Raw genomic sequence first — 23,931 nt, 5'->3', positions numbered from 1 at the left:
TATAGGTCAGTCTTACTAAAATAAACGAGGAATTTTTTGTATTTTTAATGAAGCATACCGTAAGTGTATTATCCATGTTCCAACAAGATCAAGAAATATTTAATATTCTTTTAGAAATAGTTTCTGAAGGTATTATCGTTGTTGATCATCATCAAAAAATAATGGAGGTTAACGAAGCTTCTGAAGTTATTTTTGGGTACAACAAAAAGGAACTAATGGGAAGGGACCTTAACTTGCTTATCCCATCAAATTACCATAAAAGCCATGCCATTCATTTTGAAAAATTTATTCAGAAGGGAAAACGACGTAAAATGAACGAGGCAACTGATATTTATGCCTTAAAAAAAGATGGCACCATATTTCCTGTAGAAATTGAACTCAATCCTTTTTCTATCTATAACAAAACCTACATTATGGCTTTAATTAGGGATATTTCAGAAAAGCAGGAAATTAAAAAAAACCTTATGCTACGTACCCAAGCATTACAATCGGCAAACAGCGGAATTGTGATAACCGATGCTTTAAAATACGACAACCCAGTTATTTTTTTCAACTCTACATTTACAAAGTTAACAGGTTATTCAGAAAAAGAAATACTTAATCGCAATTGTAGATTTTTACAAGGGAAGGACAACAATCAAGAATCTCTTAACGTCCTAAGGAAAGCAATAAAAAAAGGAGAAAGTTGTCAGGCGAGATTGCGGAACTATAAAAAGGATGGTACTATGTTTTGGAACGATTTGTATGTTTTCCCAATTACTGATAATAAGGGTATTGTCACAAATTTTATTGGTATTCTAAACGATGTAACATTAAGAAAAAAAGCCGAAGAGGAACGTCTTCTACTTGCATCTATTTTCGATGAATCTTTAAATGAAGTATATGTTTTTGATGCCAAAACACTAAAATTCATCAACGCTAACCATGGCGCACAAAAAAACATTGGATATAGCTTGGAAGAATTAAAACAGATGACCACTCTTGACATTAAACCGAATGAAGACAAAAAAACATATAGAAAAAGAATTGATGTTTTATTAAAAAATAATGTAGTCAAGGTAAAATTTGAAAGTGAGCACAAACGCAAAGATGGTACAACATATCCCGTTGAAGAACACGTACAACGATCTAGGTTAAATGGAAAAGATGTTTTTACAGCTATTGTTTTAGACATAACCGAGCGAAAAAATTACACAACAAAACTTGAAAATAAAGTTGAGGAAAGAACATTGCAACTAGAAACAGCTCTTAATAAAGAAAAAGAGCTTAGTGAATTAAAAACCAAGTTTCTATCATTGGTGTCCCATGAATTTAAAACTCCCTTGAGCGCTATTTTAACATCTAGCGAACTCCTTAGCAAGTACACATTGGAGGAACATCAGGAAAAGCGTGATAAGCACATCAAAACAATTATAGATAAAGTTCATTTTTTAAACAACATTATAAATGACTTTTTATCAGTTGAAAAACTGGAAACAGGCAAAGTCAATTACAAATTCAGCAATTTTAAGCTGAGCAAAGTTGTAAATGAGGCTGTATATGATGCTAATATGCTTTTAAAGGAAGGGCAGCAAATAATGTATCCTGAAAACATTGATGACCTTTCACTCTATCAGGATGAAAAAATAATTCAATTAATACTTTCCAACCTACTATACAATGCCATAAAATATTCTCCTGAAGGATCACCTATAGACTTACGCATTGAACAAAATGAAAAAATCACCACCATAACGATAAAGGATAACGGCATTGGCATTCCCAAAAAAGATCAAAAACATATTTTTGAACGTTATTTTAGAGCTCACAATGTAATTAATACCCAAGGCACGGGTATAGGTTTAAATATTGTTCAAAATCATCTTGAAAATTTAGGAGGTACCATACATTTTGAAAGCGAAGAAAATATAGGAACCACTTTTATTATAACTTTTCCAAACTCAGCAACCCCATGAAAACTGTTTTACTTGTAGAAGATGATGACATATTAAGAGAAAATACAGCAGAACTTTTAGAATTATCCAATTATAAAGTTTTAAAAGCTTCTAATGGTAAAATAGGGGTTAAACTGGCTAAAAAACATTTACCTAATATTATTGTTTGTGATATTATGATGCCAGAATTGGATGGATATAGTACCTTGGAAATATTATCAAAACACCATAGAACCAAACATATTCCCTTTATTTTTCTATCTGCCAAAACTGAGCGTCATGAGGTTAGAAAAGGAATGAACTTAGGGGCCGATGATTATATTACCAAGCCCTTTACTGAGGATGATATAATAAGTGCTATAGAAAGTCGTTTGGCAAAAGTTTCTATTTTACAAGAATTAAATCATTATAGTACAGATAACAAATATGTTAAACCTCAAGAAAGTGAAATAAAAACACTTAATGATCTAAAAATATTTTTTGATGATTACGGAGATGAATTTAAGTTTAATAAAGATGAAATTATCTATCGAGAAGGAGACCATTCCAATTTCATTTACTTAATTTCCTATGGATCTGTTAAATGCTTCAGAATTGATGAACAAGGCAAAGAGTTGGTGACTGCTCTGTATAAAGAAGATGATTTGTTTGGCTACACATCATTCTTACATAATACACCACACCAGGAGACGGCTACTGCAATAGCAAATACCAAATTAACGGGTATTTCAATCTTGGACTTTAATGACATACTTAATAAAAACCACAAAGTTGCCCTGGAACTAATTGAACTTTTAACTGATGACCTATCGATGATAAAAGAACAACTTTTAGAAATGGCCTATGGTACAGTTAATAAAAAAACAGCTTCCACTATTTTAAAATTTGCTGAAAAAATAAACCGTAAACCCGAGGACTTAATAAAAATTTCAAGGAACGATTTAGCTAGCGTTGCAGGGATTGCTCCCGAAACATTAATTAGAGCATTAACCGAATTTAAAAAGCTTGGGGTTATAAAAACAGAAGGACGAAATATTAAGGTCGTGAATTTAGAAAAATTAAAAAGTATTGCTTAGTATCACTTCCATCAAAATGATGAATATCATTTTATCTAAAACTACTTCACGTTAACTTAGTGACCATAAAGATGCTTTTAGATGAAAAACATACTACTACCCACCGATTTTTCTGAAAATTCGTGGAACGCCATACAATATGCTATTCATTTTTTTAGTAAGGAGCCTTGTCATTTTTATTTACTACATATAAACAGGATAAGTGATAATTTAATGAATGGCACCCCTTATCTTGCCACAGAAGATGTACTTGAATATGTCTATACAAAACCCTCTAAAGAAAAATTACGTCAGGTCCTTAAACGCATTTCTATACTATTCCCTTCTAATAAAAACCATAGATTCTATGCCCTAACTGATTACAATTTTTTTATAGAATCTATACGAAAGCATGTTAAGGAAAAAAATATTGACATCATTGTCATAGGAACAAAAGGTGCTTCTGGATTTAAAAAAATTATTATTGGAAGCAACTCGGGAGATGTTATCACAAAAGTAAAATGTACCACGCTAGTTGTTCCAGAAAAAGCCCAGTTTACTAATCTAAAAGAAATTACCTTCCCAACCGATTTTTCCTTGAATTATGATATTAGAATATTACAGCCCCTATTAGATCTTTTGGAGAACAACAAAGCTTCTTTGCGTATTCTCCATGTTAGCAAAAATAAAACCACCCTAAATAATGACCAAACTAGGAATCGTGAGTTATTAGACGATTATTTTATAAACATAGATTCCAGTTTTCACTATTTAAACAATAGATCCCTTCAAGATGCTATACAGTGCTTTGTTGAAAGTAGAAATTCAAACTTGATTTGCATGGTAGCTAAAAACCTTAATTATTTTCAACAACTATTGTTTCATTCAAAAGCTGAGGCTTTAAGCTATCATATGAAAACACCTTTTTTGGTATTACACGAATCTTAATAAACTATTATGGAACGCTCTATTTTTTTAGCTAAATTTTGGGGTTGGTACCTCATTATCTTCTTTGTGATATTAAGCTTTAATCCTAAACGCATTAAACAAATTTTTACAGATTTAAAAGATGAAAAATTTTTAATTATTTCGTCATTTGTTTCAATAATTGTTGGATTGTTAAATGTGTTGTTCCATAATATTTGGGAAGCAAACTGGAAACTTATTATCACACTTATTGGATGGGCATCCCTTTATATGGGATTATCATTGTTTATATTTCCCAAACGAACCGTAGCTGCCCTAGAATATATCAATATAAAACTCGTACAGGTGATTTATACCTTGTTGTTTTTTATAGGGCTGTTTTTATTAACTGCTGCCTATAACATCATTACTATTTAATATTTTTAAAACTGATATATATCATTTTGCAGCAAAATAAAGTGAAGTATATTAGCATAATACTTAAAAAGTTCATTTACATAATTACTAGGATTTAGGTACTATTGTTACATTACAATAATACCAAAACAAAGTAGCTAGTGCTATTTTTTAACGGGAAAACCCAAATACAAGTTCTTTAGAAATAAAGATTATGTTAAAGACAACCGAACGTTAGATTATGTCATTAAATGCTTTGGGGAAACAGGAGGTTACGATCTCCTGTTTCTTATAAAAAAAAGCAGGCTTAAATATTACTCAATATTAAGTACTGCCTAGAAATACTTGGCGATATTAATTACCTGAATATTTGATACCCTTTATGGTTAGTATAATGGTTAGAAAAAGATTGTTAGTAAAATCAAGTATTTCAAAAAGGAAACAGGAAGCCTAAACTTCCTGTTTCTTATTTAAAAAAATGAGCTATTAATCATTTCACATACTCAATATGGTGAAAAAGAAAAGGGAATTAATCATATAATTCCCTTTTTTACCTATTCTTAATTTTTTCGTTTAGAACCACAAATCAAAGTGGTAGGCTTCCAATTAAATCATATGTGACCTATTCTTGGGGCATTGATAAATCTGATATATATCATTGAATCAACTGAGTATAGTATTTAACTTTAATGATACTATGTTACTACTGTTTTTTTATGAATAAATATGGAACACAATCATGTCCATACAAAAATTAAAGTATAATGTCTTGAAAATTTTATAATTAAACTTTAGGTACAAAAAAATTAAAAAGCTTAAACGAATGAAAAATATACTGGTTCCCACCGATTTTTCTAAAAACTCATGGAACGCTATAACCTATGTATTACAGCTTTTTAAGCATGAGGACAGTAAGTTATACTTGCTAAACACATATACTCCTACGGTTTACCATATAGAATATGTGTTAAGGAAATCTGCACAATTTGGAATGTACAATGTGGTTAGGGAAAATGCTCTAAACGAATTAAACTATTTTAAAACCCGTATAGAAAAAGAATTTAACAACCCGAAACATACTATTGAGACCATAGCTGCTTATAACTCACTTGTACCAGAGATTAAAACCATTGTGGAAGATAAACGCATAGATTATGTTGTTATGGGTACCAAGGGGGCAACTGGAGCTAAAGAAATTTTATTTGGTTCTAATACGGTGCATGTCTTAACAGATGTAAACTGTCCTGTCCTAGCTATACCGAATAATTTTGAATTTGAACCACTACATGAGGTTTTGTTCACAACAGATTACGGTATAAGTTATAAACCTTATCAAATTAAACCGATTATTGACATTATTTCACTTACTAATGCTAGGGTTAACATTCTACATCTTACTTATGGTTATGATTTATCTGAATTTCAAAAGAGGAACAAAAAAATACTTGACGGTCATTTCAAAAAATTAATCCATTTTTTTCATAATGTTAGTAACCAAACCGTAGAAGAGGGAATTACAAATTTTCAATTAAAAACAAGAATAAATTTATTGGTTATGCTCAAAAATAAACGTTCGTTTTTTGAAAACTTGTTCTTTAAAAATACAATAAACCAAATCGGTTTCCACTTAAATGTGCCCTTTTTGGTAATTCCAACGTTACCTTAAAACAATAAAAGAGAACCAATGAAACAAAGCATATTAATACCCACCGATTTTTCAGATAATGCTTGGAACGCCATTGTTTATGCTTTAAAATTATTCAAGGATAAGCTTTGTACTTTTTACTTTTTACATGCTACAACCATTAAAGTATCAACACTTTCCAACCTTTCAAATAAACTGCTAAAAAAAATGGAGCAAGAGGCCATGGATGAATTATTGGAATTAAAAACTTTGGCTGAAAGCGCTGATGCTAATGCAAACCATGATTTTCAAATTATCCTAAGCCTAGACGATTTGAGAGCAGCGGTTAAAAAAGTGGTTAAAGAGCAAGATATAGATTTGGTTATTATGGGAACTAAAGGTGCTACCGGTGCCAAAGAATTCTTTATTGGAAGCAATACAGTCCACATGGCAAAAGAATTGAAAGATTGTCCTATTTTAATAATCCCACAAGATTATGATTTTATTGAACCCAAACAAATTGCTTTTCCAACGGATTTCAACCGATTTTTTAGTAATAAGGAATTAAAACACTTAAAGGAACTAGCAGATTTATATGATTCTAAAATTAGAATTATGCACATTAGCATAGAAGATCAACTAAACGATATACAAGAATACAACTTAATAACACTTAAAGATTTTTTGGATAATTATGATTATTCTATTCATTGGATTCCAAAGTATACCAATAAAGCAACAGAAATAGATGATTTTATTGAAGAACTGGGCATACATATTCTGGCTATGGTAAATTATAAACACAGCATAGTTGAAAAATTAATAAATGAACCTGTAATTAAAAAATTAGGGTTTCATGCTAAAGTTCCTTTTATGGTAATACCAGAATAAGTTGATATCGATCATTGCCCAAAGACCTTTTTAAGGTTAAATTTATATAAGTTCTTAAATCATGAAATACAAAATATTACTGCCTACAGATTTTTCCAAAAATGCATGGTATGCTATTACTTATGCTTTGGAACTGTACAAAAAGGATTTCTGTGATTTTTATATTTTAAATGTATTCTCTGCAACAAACCATGTAATCGATAGCTTACTGAACATGGAACCTGGTAATGAATTGTATGAATCCGCTAAATTAGAATCAGAAAATGGTCTTGCTAAAGTATTAGATATGCTGGCCTTTAAAGATTATAACAACCAAAGGCATCACTTTAAGACTATTTCTAAGTTCAATAATGTAGTTGAAGCTATAAAAAATACTGTTGAAGAGAAAGATATAGAACTAATAGTCATGGGGACTAAAGGCAAAACAGATTCTAAAAAAAGAATATTTGGCAATGTAGCTGTAAATGTCATGGAAAATGTTAGGAACTGTCCCGTCCTTGTTGTTCCAGAAGGAGCAAAACACCATTTACCAAAGGAAATCGTTTTTCCTACAAGCTATAAAACGCATTTTAAAAAAAGAGAACTTAACCATTTAATAAATTTAGCTAAAAAATGCGATGCAGCCATTAGGATATTGCACGTTGCTACAGAAAAGAGACTAACTAACAAACAGATTAACAACAAGACTCTTTTAGAAGAATATTTTAAAGAACTTCCCCATACCTACCACACGCTTAGCCATGTGGATATTCCAACCGCTGTAAACTGCTTTGTTGAGAGTAGGGCCAGTGATATGGTGGCATTTATAAATAAAAAACATAGTTTTTTTAGAAACGCATTAAGTCATCCATTAGTAAAAGAAATGGGATACAATTCTAAGGTACCCCTTTTAATCATGCATGATTTAAGGAACTGAGATCAAATATTAAAATTTAAACTCATGAAAACAGGTGTCTGGTTAGATAAAACAAGAGCAATTATAGTAACTCTGTATAATGGAAAAGTGAGTTTAAATACATTACTTTCCAATGTAGAACATTTTCATGTACATGGGGGGTCCGGTACACGATTTAAAGGAGGTCCACAAGATGTAGTACAAGACAGCAAATATTTGGAACGTGAAAAACATCAAATAAAAAAATACTTTAATGCCATTATTGCAGAAATTAACGATGCAGATACCGTTGTTTTATTTGGTCCTGCAGAAATGGGCGAAAAACTTCATAAAGAAATAACACTAAACCATCCTCGCCTTAAGCCTAAGGTTAAACCTGTTGTAAAAGCCGATAGCATGACCAAAAATCAAGTTAAAGCTTGGGTTAAGGCTTTTTTTAGTGATAAATAAAGCTTTGCTTAATAATTACAAAGCAATAGTAAATGGAAAACAATACATTCAATATTATTAAATCTTCGGGTGAAAAAGCAAAATTTTCATTAAAAAAGCTCAAGGCATCCTTAATCCGTACCGGGGCAGACAAACATACCGTTAACCAAATTATTGATAACGTAAGGGATGAACTGTACCAGGGCATTTCCACAAAAGAAATCTATAACAGAGCTTTTGCTCTGTTAAAAAAGGAGCAAAGTTTTTTGGCTTCTAGGTATAAACTTAAAAAAGCCATCTACGAACTTGGACCAACAGGCTTTCCTTTTGAACGTTTCATTGGTGCTATTTTAAAATATTCGGGGTATAACATTGAGATTAATAAGATACTCCATGGACAATGTATTACCCACGAAATAGATATTTTGGCCAATAAAAATGGAGAAACTTCTGTAATAGAATGTAAATTTCATAGTGAAGAAGGTCTTAACTGCAATGTAAAAATCCCGCTTTATATACATTCCCGATATAACGACGTAAAGGCGTTTTGGAATTCAAATCCAAAGAACGGTTCTAAACTTACAAAGGGTTGGGTAGTAACTAATACACGCTTTACAGAAGATGCTATACAATATGGAAAGTGTGCTAACTTATATCTATTAAGTTGGAACTATCCTAAAAGCAACGGCTTAAAAGAACGCATAGACCGCTTGGGCTTATATCCCATAACCGTGTCTACTCTGCTTTCTAACCAAGAAAAGCAATTTTTATTAAGCAGGGATGTTGTGCTATGTAGAGAATTAATTGGTGATGCTTTTTATTTAGATCATTTGGGCATTTCAGAAATAAGAAAAAGCAAAATTTTAAATGAAATACAAATGCTTTGCAATAATTAGATCCTATGGACAATTATGTGAACATACATTTTTTGGGTGGTGCCAGTGTTGTTACGGGTTCTAAATTTCTATTAGAAACTTCAGAAAAAAACATACTAATAGATTGCGGTGTGTTTCAAGGTTTAAAGAACCTAAGGGAACTTAACTGGAGTTCTTTTCCCGTAAGCGCTAAAGTAATTGATGTTGTATTGCTTACCCATGGTCATTTAGACCATGTGGGGTATTTGCCCAGACTTGTAAAACATGGTTTTAATGGAAAAATTATAGGTACAGCTCCAACATTAGCTATTTCTGAAATCATTTTGAGGGATAGTGCCAAGATCCATGAGGAAGAAGCCGAAAAAGCCAATAAGGATAAATACACTAAACACCAACCAGCATTGCCTTTTTACAACTTAGTTGATGCCGAAAAAGCCATTTCTCATTTTCGGTCAGAAGTAACAGACAAATGGATAAGTCTATCGAAACACATAGCTTATCGTTTTCAATATAACGGTCACATATTGGGAGCTACCTTTATTGAGTTGGATATTAATGGCAAACGATTTGTCTTTTCAGGAGATATTGGCAGATTTAATGACTATTTATTACATGCACCAAAAAAACCAGAATGGGCAGATATTCTGTTTATTGAAAGTACTTATGGTAACAAGCTACATGACACTGAGAATATAGAAGATATACTTTCTAATTTAATCAAGGACACCATTAATAAAAAGGGAAATTTAATTATTCCAAGTTTTGCTGTAGAACGTTTACAAACCCTTATGTATTTAATTTGGAAACTGTATCAAAAAAACAAAATACCAAACATTCCCGTGTTTATTGATAGTCCAATGGGAAATCGTGTTTTAGAGCTATTTAAACACTTTCCAGAATGGCATAAACTAAGCCATAGTGACTATAATAATATGTGCCAACATATAACGATAATAACATCCTATAAAGAAACTTGGGAAACTATTGATGATAAGCGTTCCAAAATAATCATAGCTGGTAGCGGCATGGTAACAGGAGGCCGTGTACTTACCTATCTACAACAACTTATAGATATACCCTCCACCACCATTTTATTAGTGGGTTATCAAGCAGAAGGCACAAGAGGCAGGCAATTAAAGGATGGCGTACATGAAATACGTTTTTTTGGAAAATATTATCCAGTAAAAGCACAGGTTAGAAGTATAGAAAGTCTTTCTGCCCATGCCGATCAAGGTGATTTATTAAATTGGATGACCAACATTAAAAATATTCCAGAAAAAATATTTTTAATTCATGGTGAACTCAACGCCTTGGATGCTTTTAGACTTAAAATAAAAGACACATATAACTGGAACGTAACCATACCTAAACTAGGTGATGTAGAAAAAATAATACTATAGTTTAAAATATTGAATAAAATGGAAGCACAAAAAATATATAAAAGTTTTAACGACAACAAATCTATTGACGAATTGCAGTATAATATATCTATAGCAATCAGTAGACTGGAAAATTTAAGTTTAGAGTTGGAGTTTTATGAACATTTATTGGACAAACCCATTTTTAAGAAACATGCCATAAATCTATATGAAAGGCTTACTAACTATAAAAATGAAATTAAAGGTATAAATGCAAACCGGGTTAACATATTAAATGAACTTTATTCCCATACAAATCATATTAAAATTAAAATAGAATGTGAAGACCTAGCTTGCGACAACTATTTTGTAAAAGAACATGAAGACATCGAATTAAAAATTTTCGGCTTTTACAATGCGTTATCCAATTTTAAATTTAAATTATTTCAATATCTGGAAAGCGTACTTGTTAACTAAAACAAGTATGAAAAACCACATTTAACAAATTACTTAGACTGATATATATCATTGTAGAAACTCTTTTTTGTAAATACATTATGGTCACGAAATTATAAGTGTAACCTAAAACAATACTATCATGACTACATTAATGAAACGTAAAAAAAACAAAAGGTTATCCCCTTTTGACGACAGGTTATTTACTCCATGGAGCAACAATTTGTTAAGACCCTGGAGTAATAGATTGTTTCCCTCTAATTTTGATAATTTAAATAGCTTAATGAGGTTTGATGATATTTTTAAAGACGATTTCTTTGAAGACGACAGTCTTTTACCTGCTATGAACGTAAGAGAACACGAAAAAGATTTTGAAATCGAATTTGCAGCCCCTGGGTTTAACAAAAAAGATTTTGAAGTTACAATTGAAGATGATGTCCTTCACGTTCTTGGTGAAAAAGAAGTTGAAGAAGAAGAAAAAGAAGATGATTATGCCCGAAAAGAGTTTAATTACAAATCCTTTAAAAGATCTATGATGTTGCCTCAATCTGTGGATTTAGATCAAGATGTAAAAGCAACATATAAAAATGGTATCTTAAAAGTTAAATTACTTAAAAAAGAAGAAGCCATTGTAAAAGAGCCTCCTAAAAAAATTATTGAAGTTGATTAATCACCATTAAACAGAAAGCAATATCTAAAACATATTGCTTTCTGCTTTTTTAAATTTAAAATCAATTAAAGATGAAAACCAAAGCACCCAAAATAAAATATAAAGCCTGGTTAAGTCCAGAAACAATGCATAATAATTCAAAAAAATGGCTGTCCGAATTAGCGTTCATTCAAGACGAGCAATTATTCTTTGATGATTTGATAAAATCATATACACTCCAGCTAATCGATTCAAAACATTTTACGGAAAGTAAAAAAATTATAGATAGATTAAGCCAACTTCAAAAAGAAAACAATACTCTATTTAACACGCTAAAAAATCATAAAAGAGGACTTAAAATTATGGTTGATGGCAAAGACGAGCTTGAAAAAGAACAGGCCTACAGAGACAAGCATGCAAAACTTATAATAGTTGTAAGCAAGTATTTAGAAAAATATCAAACCATAAAAAAGCAATTATTTACGTTAGTAAAAGGCATCATTAAGGAAGGAAAACAAAAGCGTTTACTTAATTAGGCATATTAAAACAATGTCATTTTTAAAACAAATAGGATTATATTTTTTGATAACAAGTTGTTCTAATGTTGAGCTTGTTGACTATTGGAAAAATCCGGATATAGACAGTTATAGTCCAACTAAAGTTTTATTGGTTGGCATAACCTCAAATATTGAAGCCAGACAGAGATTTGAAGGGCAATTAAAAGAAGAATACGAATCTAGGGGCATTGAAGCTGTAATGAGTTTAGAGTTTTTAAAATCATCTTTTACAACCAAAAAAAAAACAGAAGAAGAACTAAAAGCTCTAGAAACCAATCTCATTGAAAATGGGTTTAATACCATTTTACTAACAAAAGTAATAGGTGTTGAAGACAAGATTGAATACAAAAAAGATTATGACGGCTTCGATAGTACTTACGTAAAGTTTAAAGAAGACTATTTAAAATACCAAGATGCCTTTTATAACCCAGATTATTATAAAGAATATACCATTTACCACACAGAAACTTCTATGTACTGCATTTGCCCAACTAAAAGCAGGGAACTTATTTGGAAAGGCTATATAGATATTACAGATCCTAACTTGGTGAATGAAATTATAAACGATTATGTGAGATTGGTAGTTGTTGTTTTAGAAGAACTTCAACTTATAAACCCAGTTTCGCTTCAACCTATATCAAATTTAGAGGCTATAAAATAAAAGTAATTCTTCTACCAAATCCATAAACAATAACAATAATACATTTCATTATGTAAACATAGCTTTGGTATTTAATAGTGGGGTACCATATGTTGCTTACATCTTGAAGGGGTTTTTGCTAGAAGTTGCTTCTATGCCAAGTATACAAAAAAGAGCTATTATAATCTAAATTCTAAACCAAATGAAACTACATCTCTAGCCGATCCATAGACTACATCATACACCAATAAACGCTGAGCAATTACTAAACCTATTGAATCAGTTATGTTATATTGCATTTTGGGTACGAAATAAAGCCCTTCATTTATGTCAATTCCACTAATTCCAATAGTACCTCCAATATCAAGCCCTATAATAAATCTTTTACATAAATTAAACCTTCCCGCAGTAGCTATTGCCAGATAAGACATAGAACCATAAGCTTGGTCTCCTGTTTCGTTTTCAAAATAATATGAATAACCAGTTAGAATACCACCTTCAAAAATTTCAGATATTTTCCATAGATAGTTTACTTCTGCAGTAAGGTTATAAGAAAAGTGATCTCTTGTTTCTCCTTTAGGCAATCCAGCACTAATTCCTGCATTAAAATTTTGTGAAACCGCTGTTAAGTCAAATAACGAGACTACAATAATTAAATATAAACTCTTCATAATTACACTTTTATTAAACATTGCAAATTATACGTGACAAAACTTTACACTCTTTCTTTTGACCCCTAGTGCGTTTACTTACAGTAATAGGTAATTGTTTAATATTAAATATTTAAAGGTTATTTGGTTTTATGTCCAAATCTGTAATTCAATGAAAATACAAGTTTACCAGAAGCATCATAATCAAGATAATCAAAACTATTATCCTTAAAGACATACATTAAATTTATTCCAAATTGATCCGTAATTAAGGCTTCAGCAGATACATAACCGGTATTTAGATTCAAGATACGACCATACCTAAAGCTATATTCATGACCAAGTCCCAAAGAACTTCCAATACTTGATCTTGAATATAAAGTAGGATATGCCGAAGGCATCATAAATCCATAATTAAAATCAACATCCAAATATTTTCTCGGTCCTATTCTAAAATAAAACTCTGGTAAAATGTTATAATCTTTTTGGGCATCTTCTATATTACTTTCATCTAACCTCTCATCCTTATTAACCCGCAATTTACCAAGTTGTAGTCCTATCCCCGCTCCAATCCATTTCCCATCGATTTTATAAAAAGGATTGGCAGCAAGCATAAAATCTGATTGACTAACCTTTGTTTCTAAATTTGTGCTTTTTAAATTTCCTCCAGCTAGGTTTATACCATAAGTGTAGGTTCTGTTATATTTTTCGGTTACTTGTGAGTATCCTAAACCAATCATTTGATAAACCTGTTTATAATATTTATAATCATAAGAGGTGCCACATTCCCCCTCTCGTGGATTAAGTGCAATTTCATTAGCAAAATCACCAAAAGAAGCGCCAAAATCTATTCGCTTGTATTGTTTTATTTCTGGCATTTGATTAGGAATGGTCTGAGCAAATATGTAGAATGGTGCAAGCAATAAAACACTGGTAAGCACACGATAGCTCTGTAATCTTGTGTCAGAATATAGATAATAAAGGGATAATAAAATAGCAGGAATAAATTTTATCCAAACAACCAAAAGTTCGTATGAAGAAAAAAGCGCCCTAAATGTATATAGTATTAACGATATACAGATAATATAAATAAAATCAACATGTATGTAGGGTGAGTTTTGCAGTCCTTTAATAAACTCTTTTTGTGTATGGGTTTCATAAATCCATAAAAGAAGACCTGTTAAAATTGCATAACCCAACATACTCCATTGATAAGATCTTAATCCCCAATAATAGATAGAACTAAACTGTGATCCATTGGGATCTCTTAAAAATTCAATTCCAAATCGCATTGTAAAAAATAAAAATAGCCCAAATAGAAGAGCGCTTGCATTCTTTTTAAATAGTTTATGTGTTTTCCATACTATATATCCAATACTAAATAATAACAGACTTTCGTATAATTGAACAGGATGTACTGACAAAGAAAGAAGTGCCTCGTTTTCTATAAGACCCGAATACCACTGATTAAAATGCGCATGTGTCCCTTTAGGGTAGTGTACGGCCCAAAACCCTTTAAAAGGCAGACCGTAGCAACAACCATTAACTAAACAGCCAAATTTTAGAATACCCAAGGCAAAAGGTCCTATCCAAGCATATAAGTCCAACATAGGACGGTTAAATCCAAAAACACGTTGGGAAATTGCCAATCCTACAAGTCCAAATAATAAACCTCCTATTGCAGATCTATTATTAAATACAAGCGACTTTGTACTAATAGCACTAAGCCAATCCTGTATGGGAATGGTGAATAGTCTAGATCCTATAACCGTAAAAAGGGAAATCGTAGTTAGCATTAGTAACACCGACCGTAAATGGTAGCCGCGTTTTATACTTTTATAGATAACAACAAGAAATATAAACGTAAAAGCTAACAGATAAAACAACTTAAAATAAACGTTGGGGTTATCAATTGAAATACTCATGATTCATTAGTTTTTTATTAGAATACTGAAGGTTCATTTATGTGAGATTAACTTATTTAAACTCTTCTCTTATTAGATATACACCTAATACAAAGCCCTCTAAAGGCTAGGTGATATCATAGCATTACAACTTATAAACTATTATATTCACAGGTCTTTAAGTTCTATTTGAGCCTTAAAAAATAATACTTAAAGCCTTATGTTATAGGAAAAGTCCCTCTAACGGAAAAAAGTATAATACCTATTGCTGCTGCTATAACTACTACTGTACCTAAAACTGGAACAATTATTGATTTTGTTATTGATTTTGTCTTATTTTGTGTTTTAACAAAGTCTACTCGCTCTTTATTAATTAAATCTCTAGTATAATTTATTTCAAAGATTTTATCCTTCTTGTTTACACAGTAATAATTGTTTTGCTCTTTAACTACTTTAAAACACTCTTGCGTATTACCATCTTTATAAAATATCTTGGACTTAGAGAAGTTTTTTTTCTCTTTAGTTGCTTCGACAGCTTGATCAAGGTCAACAGGTGTTTTATTATATACAACACAACTTTGTAATAAAATTAATGTTGATAGCATTATTGATATCATTTTTAGTGATGAAGTGAATGTTTTCATGATTGTCAATTTTATCTTATTCTAACCCAATAATACTCTGCATCTGGATACCTGTAAACCATTTCATCTTCTTTCGTAAAGTCAATATCAATGATTTCGGTTTTGCCAAAACACACCATCTTATAGGTACCATTATTCATCTTTTCCCAAGTACCATCCACATAACTAGTTTCTCTTTCAAAAAATGCTAATAATGTACCCTTTTCTAGAAATTGAACTTGATTTTTAAAATCATAAGGATCACACTCTAAAATACACTTGTCTTCCAAGTTTACATCTTTGTATTTTCCCCAGGTACCAATTATTATGTCTGTATCCTTTGTTATGCTATCTATTGTTTCATCATCTTTACTACAAGATGAAATGCACATTCCCATTGTTAATAATAATAAAATGACTTTTTTCATGACTGTAAGTTTTTAAATTTGTAGTATAAATTTAAATGACACTTAGTCATTGGATATCCTAAATATTACATGAAGGAAAAAACCGGACATATTTTATAAGTAATAAATGTAATTGTATCAATAAAGATTCACAATGAGGGATATCAGTTTAAAAGCGTTTTTCCATATTCAATACAACCCTGATTTACAAGCTGTTCTAATCTAGAATTAAGATCATTTTCTAAAACTTTTCCATACGATCTATGGCAAAAAGGACATGGATTAATAGTCCCAGTTGTATCAATATAAATTGATTTTTTTCCAGCTAACATGCACCCTTTTCTACGTTGATGGTAACCTGGATAAATGATAATTGGGTAATCTAAATATCTTGATGTAAAATTGTATTCTAGAAAGAATTGCTCTAATGCAGCAATTTGGTTTTTTGTTAATAAAACATCTTTATTTTGATAATGCCCAACCGGTTTTGGTTCTAAAAATTGTACAAACATGACTCCCAAGTCCTTTGCTAGTTCCATATAATTATTAAGATTGGATTCGGTTGAAAACTCCTTGGTAATACAAATGGACAAGGCAACGATCAACTCGGCATTTATTGCATGTTTAACCGCAAGCTTAACCCAATTAAAAGCGCTCTTATGATTTCTAAATTGATTATGTTTTAATGGATCATAATGATCAAGACTAATAATAACACCTCTAATTCCAGAAGCTTTAAGTTTTTTCGCTTTAGCTTCACTAAATGAAAAACCAGATGTGGTTATCCAGAATTCTGAACTTGTCTTTGAGGACTTTACCGCGTCACATATATTTTTAAATTCCAGCATAGGTTCTCCTCCAAGAAATTGAATATGACTTACACCCTTTGTTTGCAGTTTTTTAATAATACCAGACAAATTATTAATACTTGACTGTGCTTTCCCGTTTAATTTATTCCAATTATAACAATGTTCACATCGCAAAGGGCACTTATCCGTAACAGCTATGAAGACCATATCAAACCTGTTTGAAGGTCTTTTAATTGGCTTATAATCATTTAAATGAGATAATATAAACTGGTCGAATTCTTTAGAAAACCAAGATGAAGTATAAATACCCATATAATACTTGCCTTTGACCTTAGCAAGTTTTTTAATTTTTGGTGTTCCTAGAATATTTTTTCGTAACACAATTAGGTATTTTAGTGCATTAATCCAATCATTTGGAATAGGATAGCTTCTAATTATTAATCTAAGGATTCTTAAACGCATTGCAAATCGGATTACAAATAACCAAAAACCAGAAATAAATATTCCATTCAGAGATTTAACCTCTTGAACATTTTCTTTTATTAAGTCAATATTAGAACGTTCTGCTTTGAACATAGTATCGTTCATTTGTTTAATACAACAAATTCTTCATCAGTTATTCCCATTAATACATAATATTCGGATTTTGAAAAATCAGGAAATTTTCCTTTTCTTTTAAACATTCTTAATGCTTCCAGATTTGGTTCACCTTCATATTCCCGAACATAATTATAATACCCTCTATTTTTCAAGAAAATTGAATGTGTATCAGTATCACTTGCATTTTCCAGATTAAAATTAACTATAACTTCATCCCCAACCTCTGGTTGTGCTAAGTAAATATTATCTTCAGAAGTGATTAATTTAGTCACTAAATTGTTATTATGATCTATTGCCTCATATGGCGAAATATGATTTACACTTAGTGGTAGGTTTTCTGAATAATCAATACCTACATAATCCACTTCCCAGAACATAAATCCGGTTTCCAGTTTAACTCTTAATCTATCTTGAGTAATTAAATTTATGTCGATAGGAACAACTAGATCTCTAAAGGCTAATGGCCCAACTGTATTGATTTCATCAATGAGTTGCCATCCGTTTGGTGTTTCAACAAATACTGATAGTGGAATATATTGTTCACGAATCCACTTTTCACTTTGCTCTTTGGTTTTAGTTTGTTGCTGAACTTGAAATTCTTGGTAATAGGATCCGAATTGTTCATTAAATTTTCCAAAAATATAATCTAACCACATTGAATTTTTTGCTGTAAGATACAGCTTGGCATCTGCAGGATCTTCGGGCACATCAAACTCAATTATGATGTGACGCTTGTTATCATCCCTTTGCGTGGTATTATTAAAGGCATAAAAATTATTATCTTTTTCAAATACTGTTTCCTTATCTAGTACAAGGTCGTCTATAAGTACATGGTTTGGTTGAATAAGATTGGTAAACATGTACATGTTTCCTTGGTCATCTAACAGAACCTGAATATCGCTAGGATGATCTACTACAATTAGTTCTAAGAGGTCTGTATGCTGGATCTCCTTTAACTCATTTGTTACTTTAATAGAATAGTCATTATTGGAATCATCATACTTTCCTAGAGGAATATAATCATCTCTTTGCATATTTTCGGTTAAAACGCCTGGATATAGTTCTCCGATGAATTGATAGGTGTCACCACTTTTTACATATACAAATGGGCAAGAACTTTTGGTTAATAATAAGATTAGATAAATAGTACCAATAAAACTATAAGCTCCCAACATGACAACTGCAAGTTCAGTTCCCGAATCTCTTTTGTTCAAGGATATCGAGTGAATATCCTCAAACGGAATACTTACTTCTTTACCAACTTCAAGTGTAATATTGGTTTTCAGTTTTATATGAAATTCATTGGTAGGATTTTGTTTGTTTTTATTAAAGCGATTTGAATTTTTTTTCCTTGGTTTTTTATATTCATGTGAAGGACTTAAATTCTCCATTGTACCATACAACATATTATTTTCTTGATCAATTTTTATATTGTTCAAATGAAAAAGATTCTCACCTGATTGAATAATGGTATAATGTCCAAAACTATTAAAAGTGGCAATGCGTTCATTAATGTCTTCTTGTGAAGTAGTAAGGTCTGTTATTTTATAATAGCAGCTAGTGGAAAGATTAATAACAGACAATGCAAGTGCTACAGACAGAAATGAATTGATGGGGTGATGCTTTTTGAACATCTTTAAAGGATTAAACCCCAAAGTAGTTTTAACTTTCATGATGTCAAAGATTAATTAATCGAATAAATTATTAAACCTTTAACTCCTACACAATGATCTATATCATATCCTTAATGTTTTTAAATATATAATGTATTTGTATTATCTTCTTGCTGAATTATTAGGTGATACTTGTTCTAAATTTGCATTAACCAATATTTAACATACCGTGTGAAATTCTTTAGATAAAATTTTCTTGAAGTAAAAAAGCCTCACTAAAAAGGAAATGCTTCTCACGAATCTATTTATAAACTGATATTTGTCATTCCACAGAATATTTTGTTCTTATAAACTTATAGATTATACATTATTGCTATTAAGACAATTGAGATTATTCCCTTATTCTGCCATATTAAACTATAAATTAAAATCAACCATTATGAAAAAATCTGTAAGATTTAGATCTTCTGGTGTCCAGCATGGTTTTTAGAGTTGCCATAATTACAAGTATTATGGTGAAAGTGTGCGCTGTATTGTGAACGTTTTGCGTGATAAAACAGCCAAATTATCTGCTTCTCTGGTGTAATAGAAACCACTATAAAACAAAAAAACCCCCTGTAAATCAGAAGGTTATTTTGTGATCGCGACAGGATTCGAACCTGTGACCGTCTGCTTAGAAGGCAGATGCTCTATCCAGCTGAGCTACGCGACCATTATGTTGGTGTGGCAGAATTAATTTAATTGATCCTAGAAAGGTTTGTTGCAAATTAAAGCTATGCATTAATTTAAAATAAAACCCTTATGCTCTTTTAAGAAAGTAAACTTTCTACAAGAGCTCCACGCTTTTATTTGTCGGGGTGGCAGGATTCGAACCTGCGACCTCCTGCTCCCAAAGCAGGCGCGATGACCGGGCTACGCTACACCCCGGAATGAGCATATACAAAATGTCCTGTAAACATTTTAGCGAAAGGGCCAGCTGGAGGGCTGACTCACAAATCACTTAGCTCAAACCTTAAATTGCGGAGAGACGGGGACTCGAACCCCGGCAACACTTTCGCGTTGACAGATTAGCAATCTGCTGCATTACCACTCTGCCACCTCTCCTAAATATTATATTAAGAACCTATGCTGTACGACAATTTACTTTTGCCATTCAAGCGGGTGCAAATGTAATTTATATGTACATAGAACGCAACTATTTTTTTTATTTTTTAAATATTTATTCTGGGTATTCTATTCGCAGATGATAAATATTTGACAACTTGTGCTTAAGTACTTTTTTTATCGATTCTATTTCCTTAAAAGTGATATTGGCATTTAAGAATTGTTCTTCTTCTATTTGCTTATTGATGATACTTTCTACAAAGGCATCAATTTTAGTAGAGGTAGGCTCTTTTAAGCTTTTTGAAGCAGCTTCAACACTATCACACATCATTAGGATGGCCGTTTCTTTACTAAAAGGTTTTGGGCCAGGGTAGCTATAGTCCAACTTATCAACTATAATATCTTTTAATTCCTTTTCCTTTCTATAAAAATAATAAACCATACTTGTGCCATGATGGGTTCTAATAAAATCGATAACCCGATCTGGGAGCTTATTTTTTCTTGCTATTTCAATACCATTAATAACATGTTCAATAATAATTTTAGCACTCTCTTTTGAAGACAATTCATCATGTGGATTAATACCCGTTGATTGATTTTCGGTAAAATAGGTGGGATTTATCATTTTACCTATATCATGGTACAAAGCCCCAACTCGAATCAACATAGCATTTGCACCAACTTCATTAGCGCAAGATTCGGCTAAGTTTGCTACATTTAAAGAATGGTGAAAAGTACCGGGCGCTTTGTTCGATAATTCTTTTAACAATTTTGTGTTTGTATCCGATAGTTCTAACAAAGAAACATCAGATACTAAACCAAATAGCTTTTCATAAGCATAAATTAATGGTTGTACAAACAAGGTTGCCAGACCACACAAAACAAACCACATGAAGGTTTCCAGTTTTATCGTTTCAATAGTGCCTTCATGGATAACAAAAAAAGCAAAGTATGCTACTATGTATATTAATGTGATTTGTCCCACCGAAATGAATAGGTTTGCCCTTTTATAAAGTTCGGAAACCGTAAGTATGGTCACAATACCTGCAATAATTTGAAGAAACATATATTCATAGCTATTGGGTACTATAAACCCAAGCAGCAACACTGTAATTACATGCGCAAATAAACCCAAGCGTGCATCAAAAAAAGCTTTAAACACCAGTGGTAATATACAAATAGGGACAACATAGATGTACTTTGAGTTGTAGTTAACCACCAAAGTGGTTAAGAAAATGATAAGGAAAATGTTGAAGAAAATAAATGTTACCTTGGTGTTGTCCTCAAAAACAACATACCTGTACTTCCTTAAAAATAACAATAGCATCAGCAGAGCCAAAGCTACCAATAAGGTATAGGCAAACAATATCCAATTGTAATTGGATTCATTCCACACCTGAGACTCATATTCAGATTTTAGGGAATTTAAAAGCTGGAATTTTTCACCTTCTACTATTTCTCCCTTAGAAATGATTAAAGTTCCCTTTTCTACACTTCCTCTTGTAAAAGATATGTTCTTGAATTCGTCCTCTAAAGCTTTATCTGTAAAGGATTTGTTGTACGATAGGTTGGATTCTATAATATCGAAAAACAAAGAAACAAAACCATTATTATATTTATTAAGATTGTTTATTAAACTACTCTCTATTATTTTCGATATTGCATCTGGTTTAACAAGATTTGAAAAAAAGGTCTTCTCTTTTATGGTCCTACCTCTCAATATTACCACCGTTCTTTCGTCTGGATAGTCATAGGCTTCATCCAAAACACCATACTTATATAATTTATTTAAGGTTTCAACTCCTATACCATGTAATAGATTACGTTCAATTTCGGGGATAGAATCGGGAAAAATTTTGTTGAACTCTGTTTCAAATTTATCTTTAACCTTATCAACTATAAGACTATCTAGGTTAAAATATAATACAGATTCATCTAAAATTGATTCTTTTTCTATTTTGATTTCCTCATCACTTTTTGTGATGGCAAAATCAAAAGGGGCATATAAATTTTCAGACTGCCAAGGTTTACCCTTCTCAAAATTATACTTAAACTTTCCACTTTTAGGAAATAAATAAACTATTAAAAATGTGGTACATATAAATAATAGTCCCTTGTAAATAAGAGAGTGGTTTCTGTAAAGTTTGTTTATAATGTCCTTCATTTGTATACTTTTACTTCTTTCAATTTTAAAGTAATTCCCACCTACAATATTAAGGTAAATTAAAAGAACTCAAGTTTTTCAAAAGTAATAAAATATAAGTGTCAATAGATTTTTTATAATGGTCAATCCTTTAATTTAATCTTAAAAAAATCATTATTTTCGCAAGTACTTAACTAAACAGTGATTTAATGAGTAGAGATGTTGTGATCCTTTCGGCTTCCCGAACACCAATAGGTAGCTTTCTAGGTGCCTTATCTACTGTTCCTGCACCTCATTTAGGTGCAGCAGCCATAAAAGGAGCTTTAAACAAAATAAACCTCAAAGCCGAATTGATAGATGAGGTTATTATGGGACAAGTTGTACAAGCAGGTTCTGGCCAAGCCCCTGCAAGACAAGCTGCAATTATGGCAGGCATCCCCAATACTGTACCTTGCACTACAATAAATAAGGTTTGTGCTTCTGGAATGAAAGCCATTATGCAGGCGGCACAAGCTATTGCTCTTGGCGATGCTAATATTGTTATTGCTGGTGGAATGGAAAATATGAGTTTAATTCCACATTATTTACATACCCGAAATGGTAATAAATTTGGCCCAATATCAGTTATAGATGGTATGCAGAGAGATGGCTTGGTAGATGCTTACGACCAAAATGCTATGGGAGTTTGTGCTGATGCCTGTGCTAAAGAATACAATTTTTCAAGAGAAGACCAAGACGCCTATGCCATTCAATCATACAAACGATCAGCAGAAGCTTGGCTATTTGGTAAATTCAACGATGAAGTCGTTCCTGTTGAAGTGCCTCAGCGTCGAGGTGAGCCTATACTTGTTACCGAAGATGAAGAATATAAAAATGTTAAGCTTGATAAAATACCACAATTAAGACCTGCTTTCACAAAAGATGGTACAGTTACCGCAGCTAATGCTTCAACAATAAATGATGGTGCTGGAGCTATGGTATTAATGAGTAAAACTAAAGCTGATGAATTAGGATTAAAACCTCTGGCTGTTATTAGAAGTTATGCTGATGCAGCACAGGAACCTAAATGGTTTACAACGGCTCCAGCTAAAGCTTTACCAAAAGCCTTAGATAAAGCAGGTATAGCAATTGGCGATGTTGATTATTTCGAATTTAACGAAGCTTTTTCAGTTGTTGGATTAGCTAATATGAAAATTTTAGGGCTTAAGGACACAAATGTTAACGTTAATGGAGGTGCTGTTTCATTAGGCCATCCCCTTGGATGTTCAGGAGTAAGAATCCTGATTACTTTACTTAATGTTTTAAAACAAAACAATGCTAAAATTGGAGCTGCAGCTATCTGTAATGGTGGTGGTGGAGCTTCTGCAATTATTATAGAACGTAATTAATTTT

22 protein-coding genes and 3 tRNA genes are annotated in these 23,931 nt (G+C 31.6%); 15 read left to right on the top strand and 10 right to left on the bottom strand.

The window, feature by feature from the left end:
- Positions 1-47: 47 nt before the first annotated feature.
- From K7G79_RS06595 to K7G79_RS06530, 14 genes are all read left to right on the top strand, one after another.
- Complete coding sequence (locus K7G79_RS06595) at positions 48-1,955, top strand: PAS domain S-box protein (RefSeq protein ID WP_223550343.1); 1,908 nt, start codon at positions 48-50, stop codon at positions 1,953-1,955.
- Positions 1,952-3,010: a response regulator gene (locus K7G79_RS06590; protein WP_223550341.1), complete on the top strand. Its 1,059-nt coding sequence runs from the start codon at positions 1,952-1,954 to the stop codon at positions 3,008-3,010. The genes K7G79_RS06595 and K7G79_RS06590 overlap by 4 nt, the downstream gene beginning before the upstream one ends.
- Before the next feature lie 81 nt (positions 3,011-3,091).
- Positions 3,092-3,937, top strand: a complete 846-nt coding sequence (locus K7G79_RS06585; protein ID WP_223550339.1) for a universal stress protein — start codon at positions 3,092-3,094, stop codon at positions 3,935-3,937.
- 9 nt (positions 3,938-3,946) lie between these two features.
- Entirely contained in the window at positions 3,947-4,333 is a 387-nt protein-coding gene (locus K7G79_RS06580) for a hypothetical protein (protein WP_223550337.1), read from the top strand.
- A gap of 802 nt (positions 4,334-5,135) precedes the next feature.
- A complete protein-coding gene (locus K7G79_RS06575; RefSeq protein WP_223550336.1) occupies positions 5,136-5,978 on the top strand; it encodes a universal stress protein in 843 nt (280 codons plus the stop codon).
- An 18-nt stretch (positions 5,979-5,996) separates the two neighbouring features.
- The gene (locus tag K7G79_RS06570; RefSeq protein ID WP_223550334.1) at positions 5,997-6,827 is read left to right on the top strand and encodes a universal stress protein; all 831 of its coding nucleotides are present in this window, start codon (positions 5,997-5,999) and stop codon (positions 6,825-6,827) included.
- 61 nt (positions 6,828-6,888) lie between these two features.
- Positions 6,889-7,743, top strand: coding sequence for a universal stress protein (locus K7G79_RS06565; protein ID WP_223550332.1), 855 nt, complete (start codon positions 6,889-6,891; stop codon positions 7,741-7,743).
- A gap of 24 nt (positions 7,744-7,767) precedes the next feature.
- Positions 7,768-8,172: a hypothetical protein gene (locus K7G79_RS06560; RefSeq protein ID WP_223550330.1), complete on the top strand. Its 405-nt coding sequence runs from the start codon at positions 7,768-7,770 to the stop codon at positions 8,170-8,172.
- Positions 8,173-8,204: 32 nt separating this feature from the next.
- Positions 8,205-9,047: a restriction endonuclease gene (locus K7G79_RS06555; RefSeq protein WP_223550328.1), complete on the top strand. Its 843-nt coding sequence runs from the start codon at positions 8,205-8,207 to the stop codon at positions 9,045-9,047.
- Positions 9,048-9,052: 5 nt separating this feature from the next.
- Positions 9,053-10,426: an MBL fold metallo-hydrolase RNA specificity domain-containing protein gene (locus K7G79_RS06550; protein WP_223550326.1), complete on the top strand. Its 1,374-nt coding sequence runs from the start codon at positions 9,053-9,055 to the stop codon at positions 10,424-10,426.
- An 18-nt stretch (positions 10,427-10,444) separates the two neighbouring features.
- Entirely contained in the window at positions 10,445-10,861 is a 417-nt protein-coding gene (locus K7G79_RS06545) for a hypothetical protein (protein ID WP_223550325.1), read from the top strand.
- Positions 10,862-10,982: 121 nt separating this feature from the next.
- Positions 10,983-11,510 (top strand): Hsp20/alpha crystallin family protein, encoded by a 528-nt coding sequence (locus K7G79_RS06540; protein WP_223550323.1) that lies wholly within the window; start codon positions 10,983-10,985, stop codon positions 11,508-11,510.
- 71 nt (positions 11,511-11,581) lie between these two features.
- Positions 11,582-12,025 (top strand): hypothetical protein, encoded by a 444-nt coding sequence (locus K7G79_RS06535; protein ID WP_223550322.1) that lies wholly within the window; start codon positions 11,582-11,584, stop codon positions 12,023-12,025.
- 13 nt (positions 12,026-12,038) lie between these two features.
- A complete protein-coding gene (locus K7G79_RS06530; protein ID WP_223550320.1) occupies positions 12,039-12,707 on the top strand; it encodes a hypothetical protein in 669 nt (222 codons plus the stop codon).
- Positions 12,708-12,865: 158 nt separating this feature from the next.
- Here the strand turns inward: K7G79_RS06530 and K7G79_RS06525 are convergent, their stop codons facing one another.
- The 10 genes from K7G79_RS06525 to K7G79_RS06480 form a co-directional block, all read right to left on the bottom strand.
- Positions 12,866-13,357: a hypothetical protein gene (locus K7G79_RS06525; RefSeq protein WP_223550318.1), complete on the bottom strand. Its 492-nt coding sequence runs from the start codon at positions 13,355-13,357 to the stop codon at positions 12,866-12,868.
- Positions 13,358-13,476: 119 nt separating this feature from the next.
- Positions 13,477-15,261, bottom strand: a complete 1,785-nt coding sequence (locus tag K7G79_RS06520) for a prolipoprotein diacylglyceryl transferase family protein (RefSeq protein WP_223550316.1) — start codon at positions 15,259-15,261, stop codon at positions 13,477-13,479.
- A gap of 197 nt (positions 15,262-15,458) precedes the next feature.
- Entirely contained in the window at positions 15,459-15,884 is a 426-nt protein-coding gene (locus K7G79_RS06515; protein WP_223550315.1) for a hypothetical protein, read from the bottom strand.
- An 11-nt stretch (positions 15,885-15,895) separates the two neighbouring features.
- Complete coding sequence (locus K7G79_RS06510) at positions 15,896-16,291, bottom strand: hypothetical protein (protein ID WP_223550313.1); 396 nt, start codon at positions 16,289-16,291, stop codon at positions 15,896-15,898.
- 143 nt (positions 16,292-16,434) lie between these two features.
- Positions 16,435-17,667 (bottom strand): radical SAM/SPASM domain-containing protein, encoded by a 1,233-nt coding sequence (locus tag K7G79_RS06505; protein WP_223550310.1) that lies wholly within the window; start codon positions 17,665-17,667, stop codon positions 16,435-16,437.
- A complete protein-coding gene (locus K7G79_RS06500) occupies positions 17,664-19,352 on the bottom strand; it encodes a hypothetical protein (protein ID WP_223550308.1) in 1,689 nt (562 codons plus the stop codon). The genes K7G79_RS06505 and K7G79_RS06500 overlap by 4 nt, the downstream gene beginning before the upstream one ends.
- Positions 19,353-19,930: 578 nt before the next feature.
- Positions 19,931-20,004 (bottom strand) — tRNA-Arg (locus tag K7G79_RS06495).
- 140 nt (positions 20,005-20,144) lie between these two features.
- Positions 20,145-20,219: transfer RNA gene (locus tag K7G79_RS06490), tRNA-Pro, on the bottom strand.
- A gap of 93 nt (positions 20,220-20,312) precedes the next feature.
- Positions 20,313-20,396: transfer RNA gene (locus K7G79_RS06485), tRNA-Ser, on the bottom strand.
- 115 nt (positions 20,397-20,511) lie between these two features.
- Entirely contained in the window at positions 20,512-22,560 is a 2,049-nt protein-coding gene (locus K7G79_RS06480) for an HD family phosphohydrolase (RefSeq protein ID WP_223550306.1), read from the bottom strand.
- Between the two features lie 188 nt (positions 22,561-22,748).
- On the opposite strand from K7G79_RS06480, the gene K7G79_RS06475 reads away from it, so the two are divergent.
- Positions 22,749-23,927, top strand: coding sequence for an acetyl-CoA C-acyltransferase (locus K7G79_RS06475; protein WP_223550304.1), 1,179 nt, complete (start codon positions 22,749-22,751; stop codon positions 23,925-23,927).
- Positions 23,928-23,931 lie beyond the last annotated feature (4 nt).

Origin of the sequence: Aestuariivivens sp. NBU2969, assembly GCF_019931125.1 — a bacterium.
Taxonomy (GTDB): domain Bacteria; phylum Bacteroidota; class Bacteroidia; order Flavobacteriales; family Flavobacteriaceae; genus Aestuariivivens; species Aestuariivivens marinum.
This window is presented reverse-complemented; position numbering and strand designations above follow the sequence as displayed.

What these genes read in the sequence shown, in the direction of transcription:
- K7G79_RS06545 (WP_223550325.1), top strand. Translation starts at nt 10,445, where the DNA reads ATGGAAGCACAAAAAATATATAAAAGTTTTAACGACAACAAATCTATT.
- K7G79_RS06475 (WP_223550304.1), top strand. Translation starts at nt 22,749, where the DNA reads ATGAGTAGAGATGTTGTGATCCTTTCGGCTTCCCGAACACCAATAGGT.
- K7G79_RS06575 (WP_223550336.1), top strand. Translation starts at nt 5,136, where the DNA reads ATGAAAAATATACTGGTTCCCACCGATTTTTCTAAAAACTCATGGAAC.
- K7G79_RS06530 (WP_223550320.1), top strand. Translation starts at nt 12,039, where the DNA reads ATGTCATTTTTAAAACAAATAGGATTATATTTTTTGATAACAAGTTGT.
- K7G79_RS06540 (WP_223550323.1), top strand. Translation starts at nt 10,983, where the DNA reads ATGACTACATTAATGAAACGTAAAAAAAACAAAAGGTTATCCCCTTTT.
- K7G79_RS06585 (WP_223550339.1), top strand. Translation starts at nt 3,092, where the DNA reads ATGAAAAACATACTACTACCCACCGATTTTTCTGAAAATTCGTGGAAC.
- K7G79_RS06510 (WP_223550313.1), bottom strand. Translation starts at nt 16,291, where the DNA reads ATGAAAAAAGTCATTTTATTATTATTAACAATGGGAATGTGCATTTCA.
- K7G79_RS06555 (WP_223550328.1), top strand. Translation starts at nt 8,205, where the DNA reads ATGGAAAACAATACATTCAATATTATTAAATCTTCGGGTGAAAAAGCA.
- K7G79_RS06590 (WP_223550341.1), top strand. Translation starts at nt 1,952, where the DNA reads ATGAAAACTGTTTTACTTGTAGAAGATGATGACATATTAAGAGAAAAT.
- K7G79_RS06560 (WP_223550330.1), top strand. Translation starts at nt 7,768, where the DNA reads ATGAAAACAGGTGTCTGGTTAGATAAAACAAGAGCAATTATAGTAACT.
- K7G79_RS06480 (WP_223550306.1), bottom strand. Translation starts at nt 22,560, where the DNA reads ATGAAGGACATTATAAACAAACTTTACAGAAACCACTCTCTTATTTAC.
- K7G79_RS06500 (WP_223550308.1), bottom strand. Translation starts at nt 19,352, where the DNA reads ATGAAAGTTAAAACTACTTTGGGGTTTAATCCTTTAAAGATGTTCAAA.
- K7G79_RS06595 (WP_223550343.1), top strand. Translation starts at nt 48, where the DNA reads ATGAAGCATACCGTAAGTGTATTATCCATGTTCCAACAAGATCAAGAA.
- K7G79_RS06525 (WP_223550318.1), bottom strand. Translation starts at nt 13,357, where the DNA reads ATGAAGAGTTTATATTTAATTATTGTAGTCTCGTTATTTGACTTAACA.
- K7G79_RS06515 (WP_223550315.1), bottom strand. Translation starts at nt 15,884, where the DNA reads ATGAAAACATTCACTTCATCACTAAAAATGATATCAATAATGCTATCA.
- K7G79_RS06550 (WP_223550326.1), top strand. Translation starts at nt 9,053, where the DNA reads ATGGACAATTATGTGAACATACATTTTTTGGGTGGTGCCAGTGTTGTT.
- K7G79_RS06505 (WP_223550310.1), bottom strand. Translation starts at nt 17,667, where the DNA reads ATGAACGATACTATGTTCAAAGCAGAACGTTCTAATATTGACTTAATA.
- K7G79_RS06580 (WP_223550337.1), top strand. Translation starts at nt 3,947, where the DNA reads ATGGAACGCTCTATTTTTTTAGCTAAATTTTGGGGTTGGTACCTCATT.
- K7G79_RS06520 (WP_223550316.1), bottom strand. Translation starts at nt 15,261, where the DNA reads ATGAGTATTTCAATTGATAACCCCAACGTTTATTTTAAGTTGTTTTAT.
- K7G79_RS06565 (WP_223550332.1), top strand. Translation starts at nt 6,889, where the DNA reads ATGAAATACAAAATATTACTGCCTACAGATTTTTCCAAAAATGCATGG.
- K7G79_RS06535 (WP_223550322.1), top strand. Translation starts at nt 11,582, where the DNA reads ATGAAAACCAAAGCACCCAAAATAAAATATAAAGCCTGGTTAAGTCCA.
- K7G79_RS06570 (WP_223550334.1), top strand. Translation starts at nt 5,997, where the DNA reads ATGAAACAAAGCATATTAATACCCACCGATTTTTCAGATAATGCTTGG.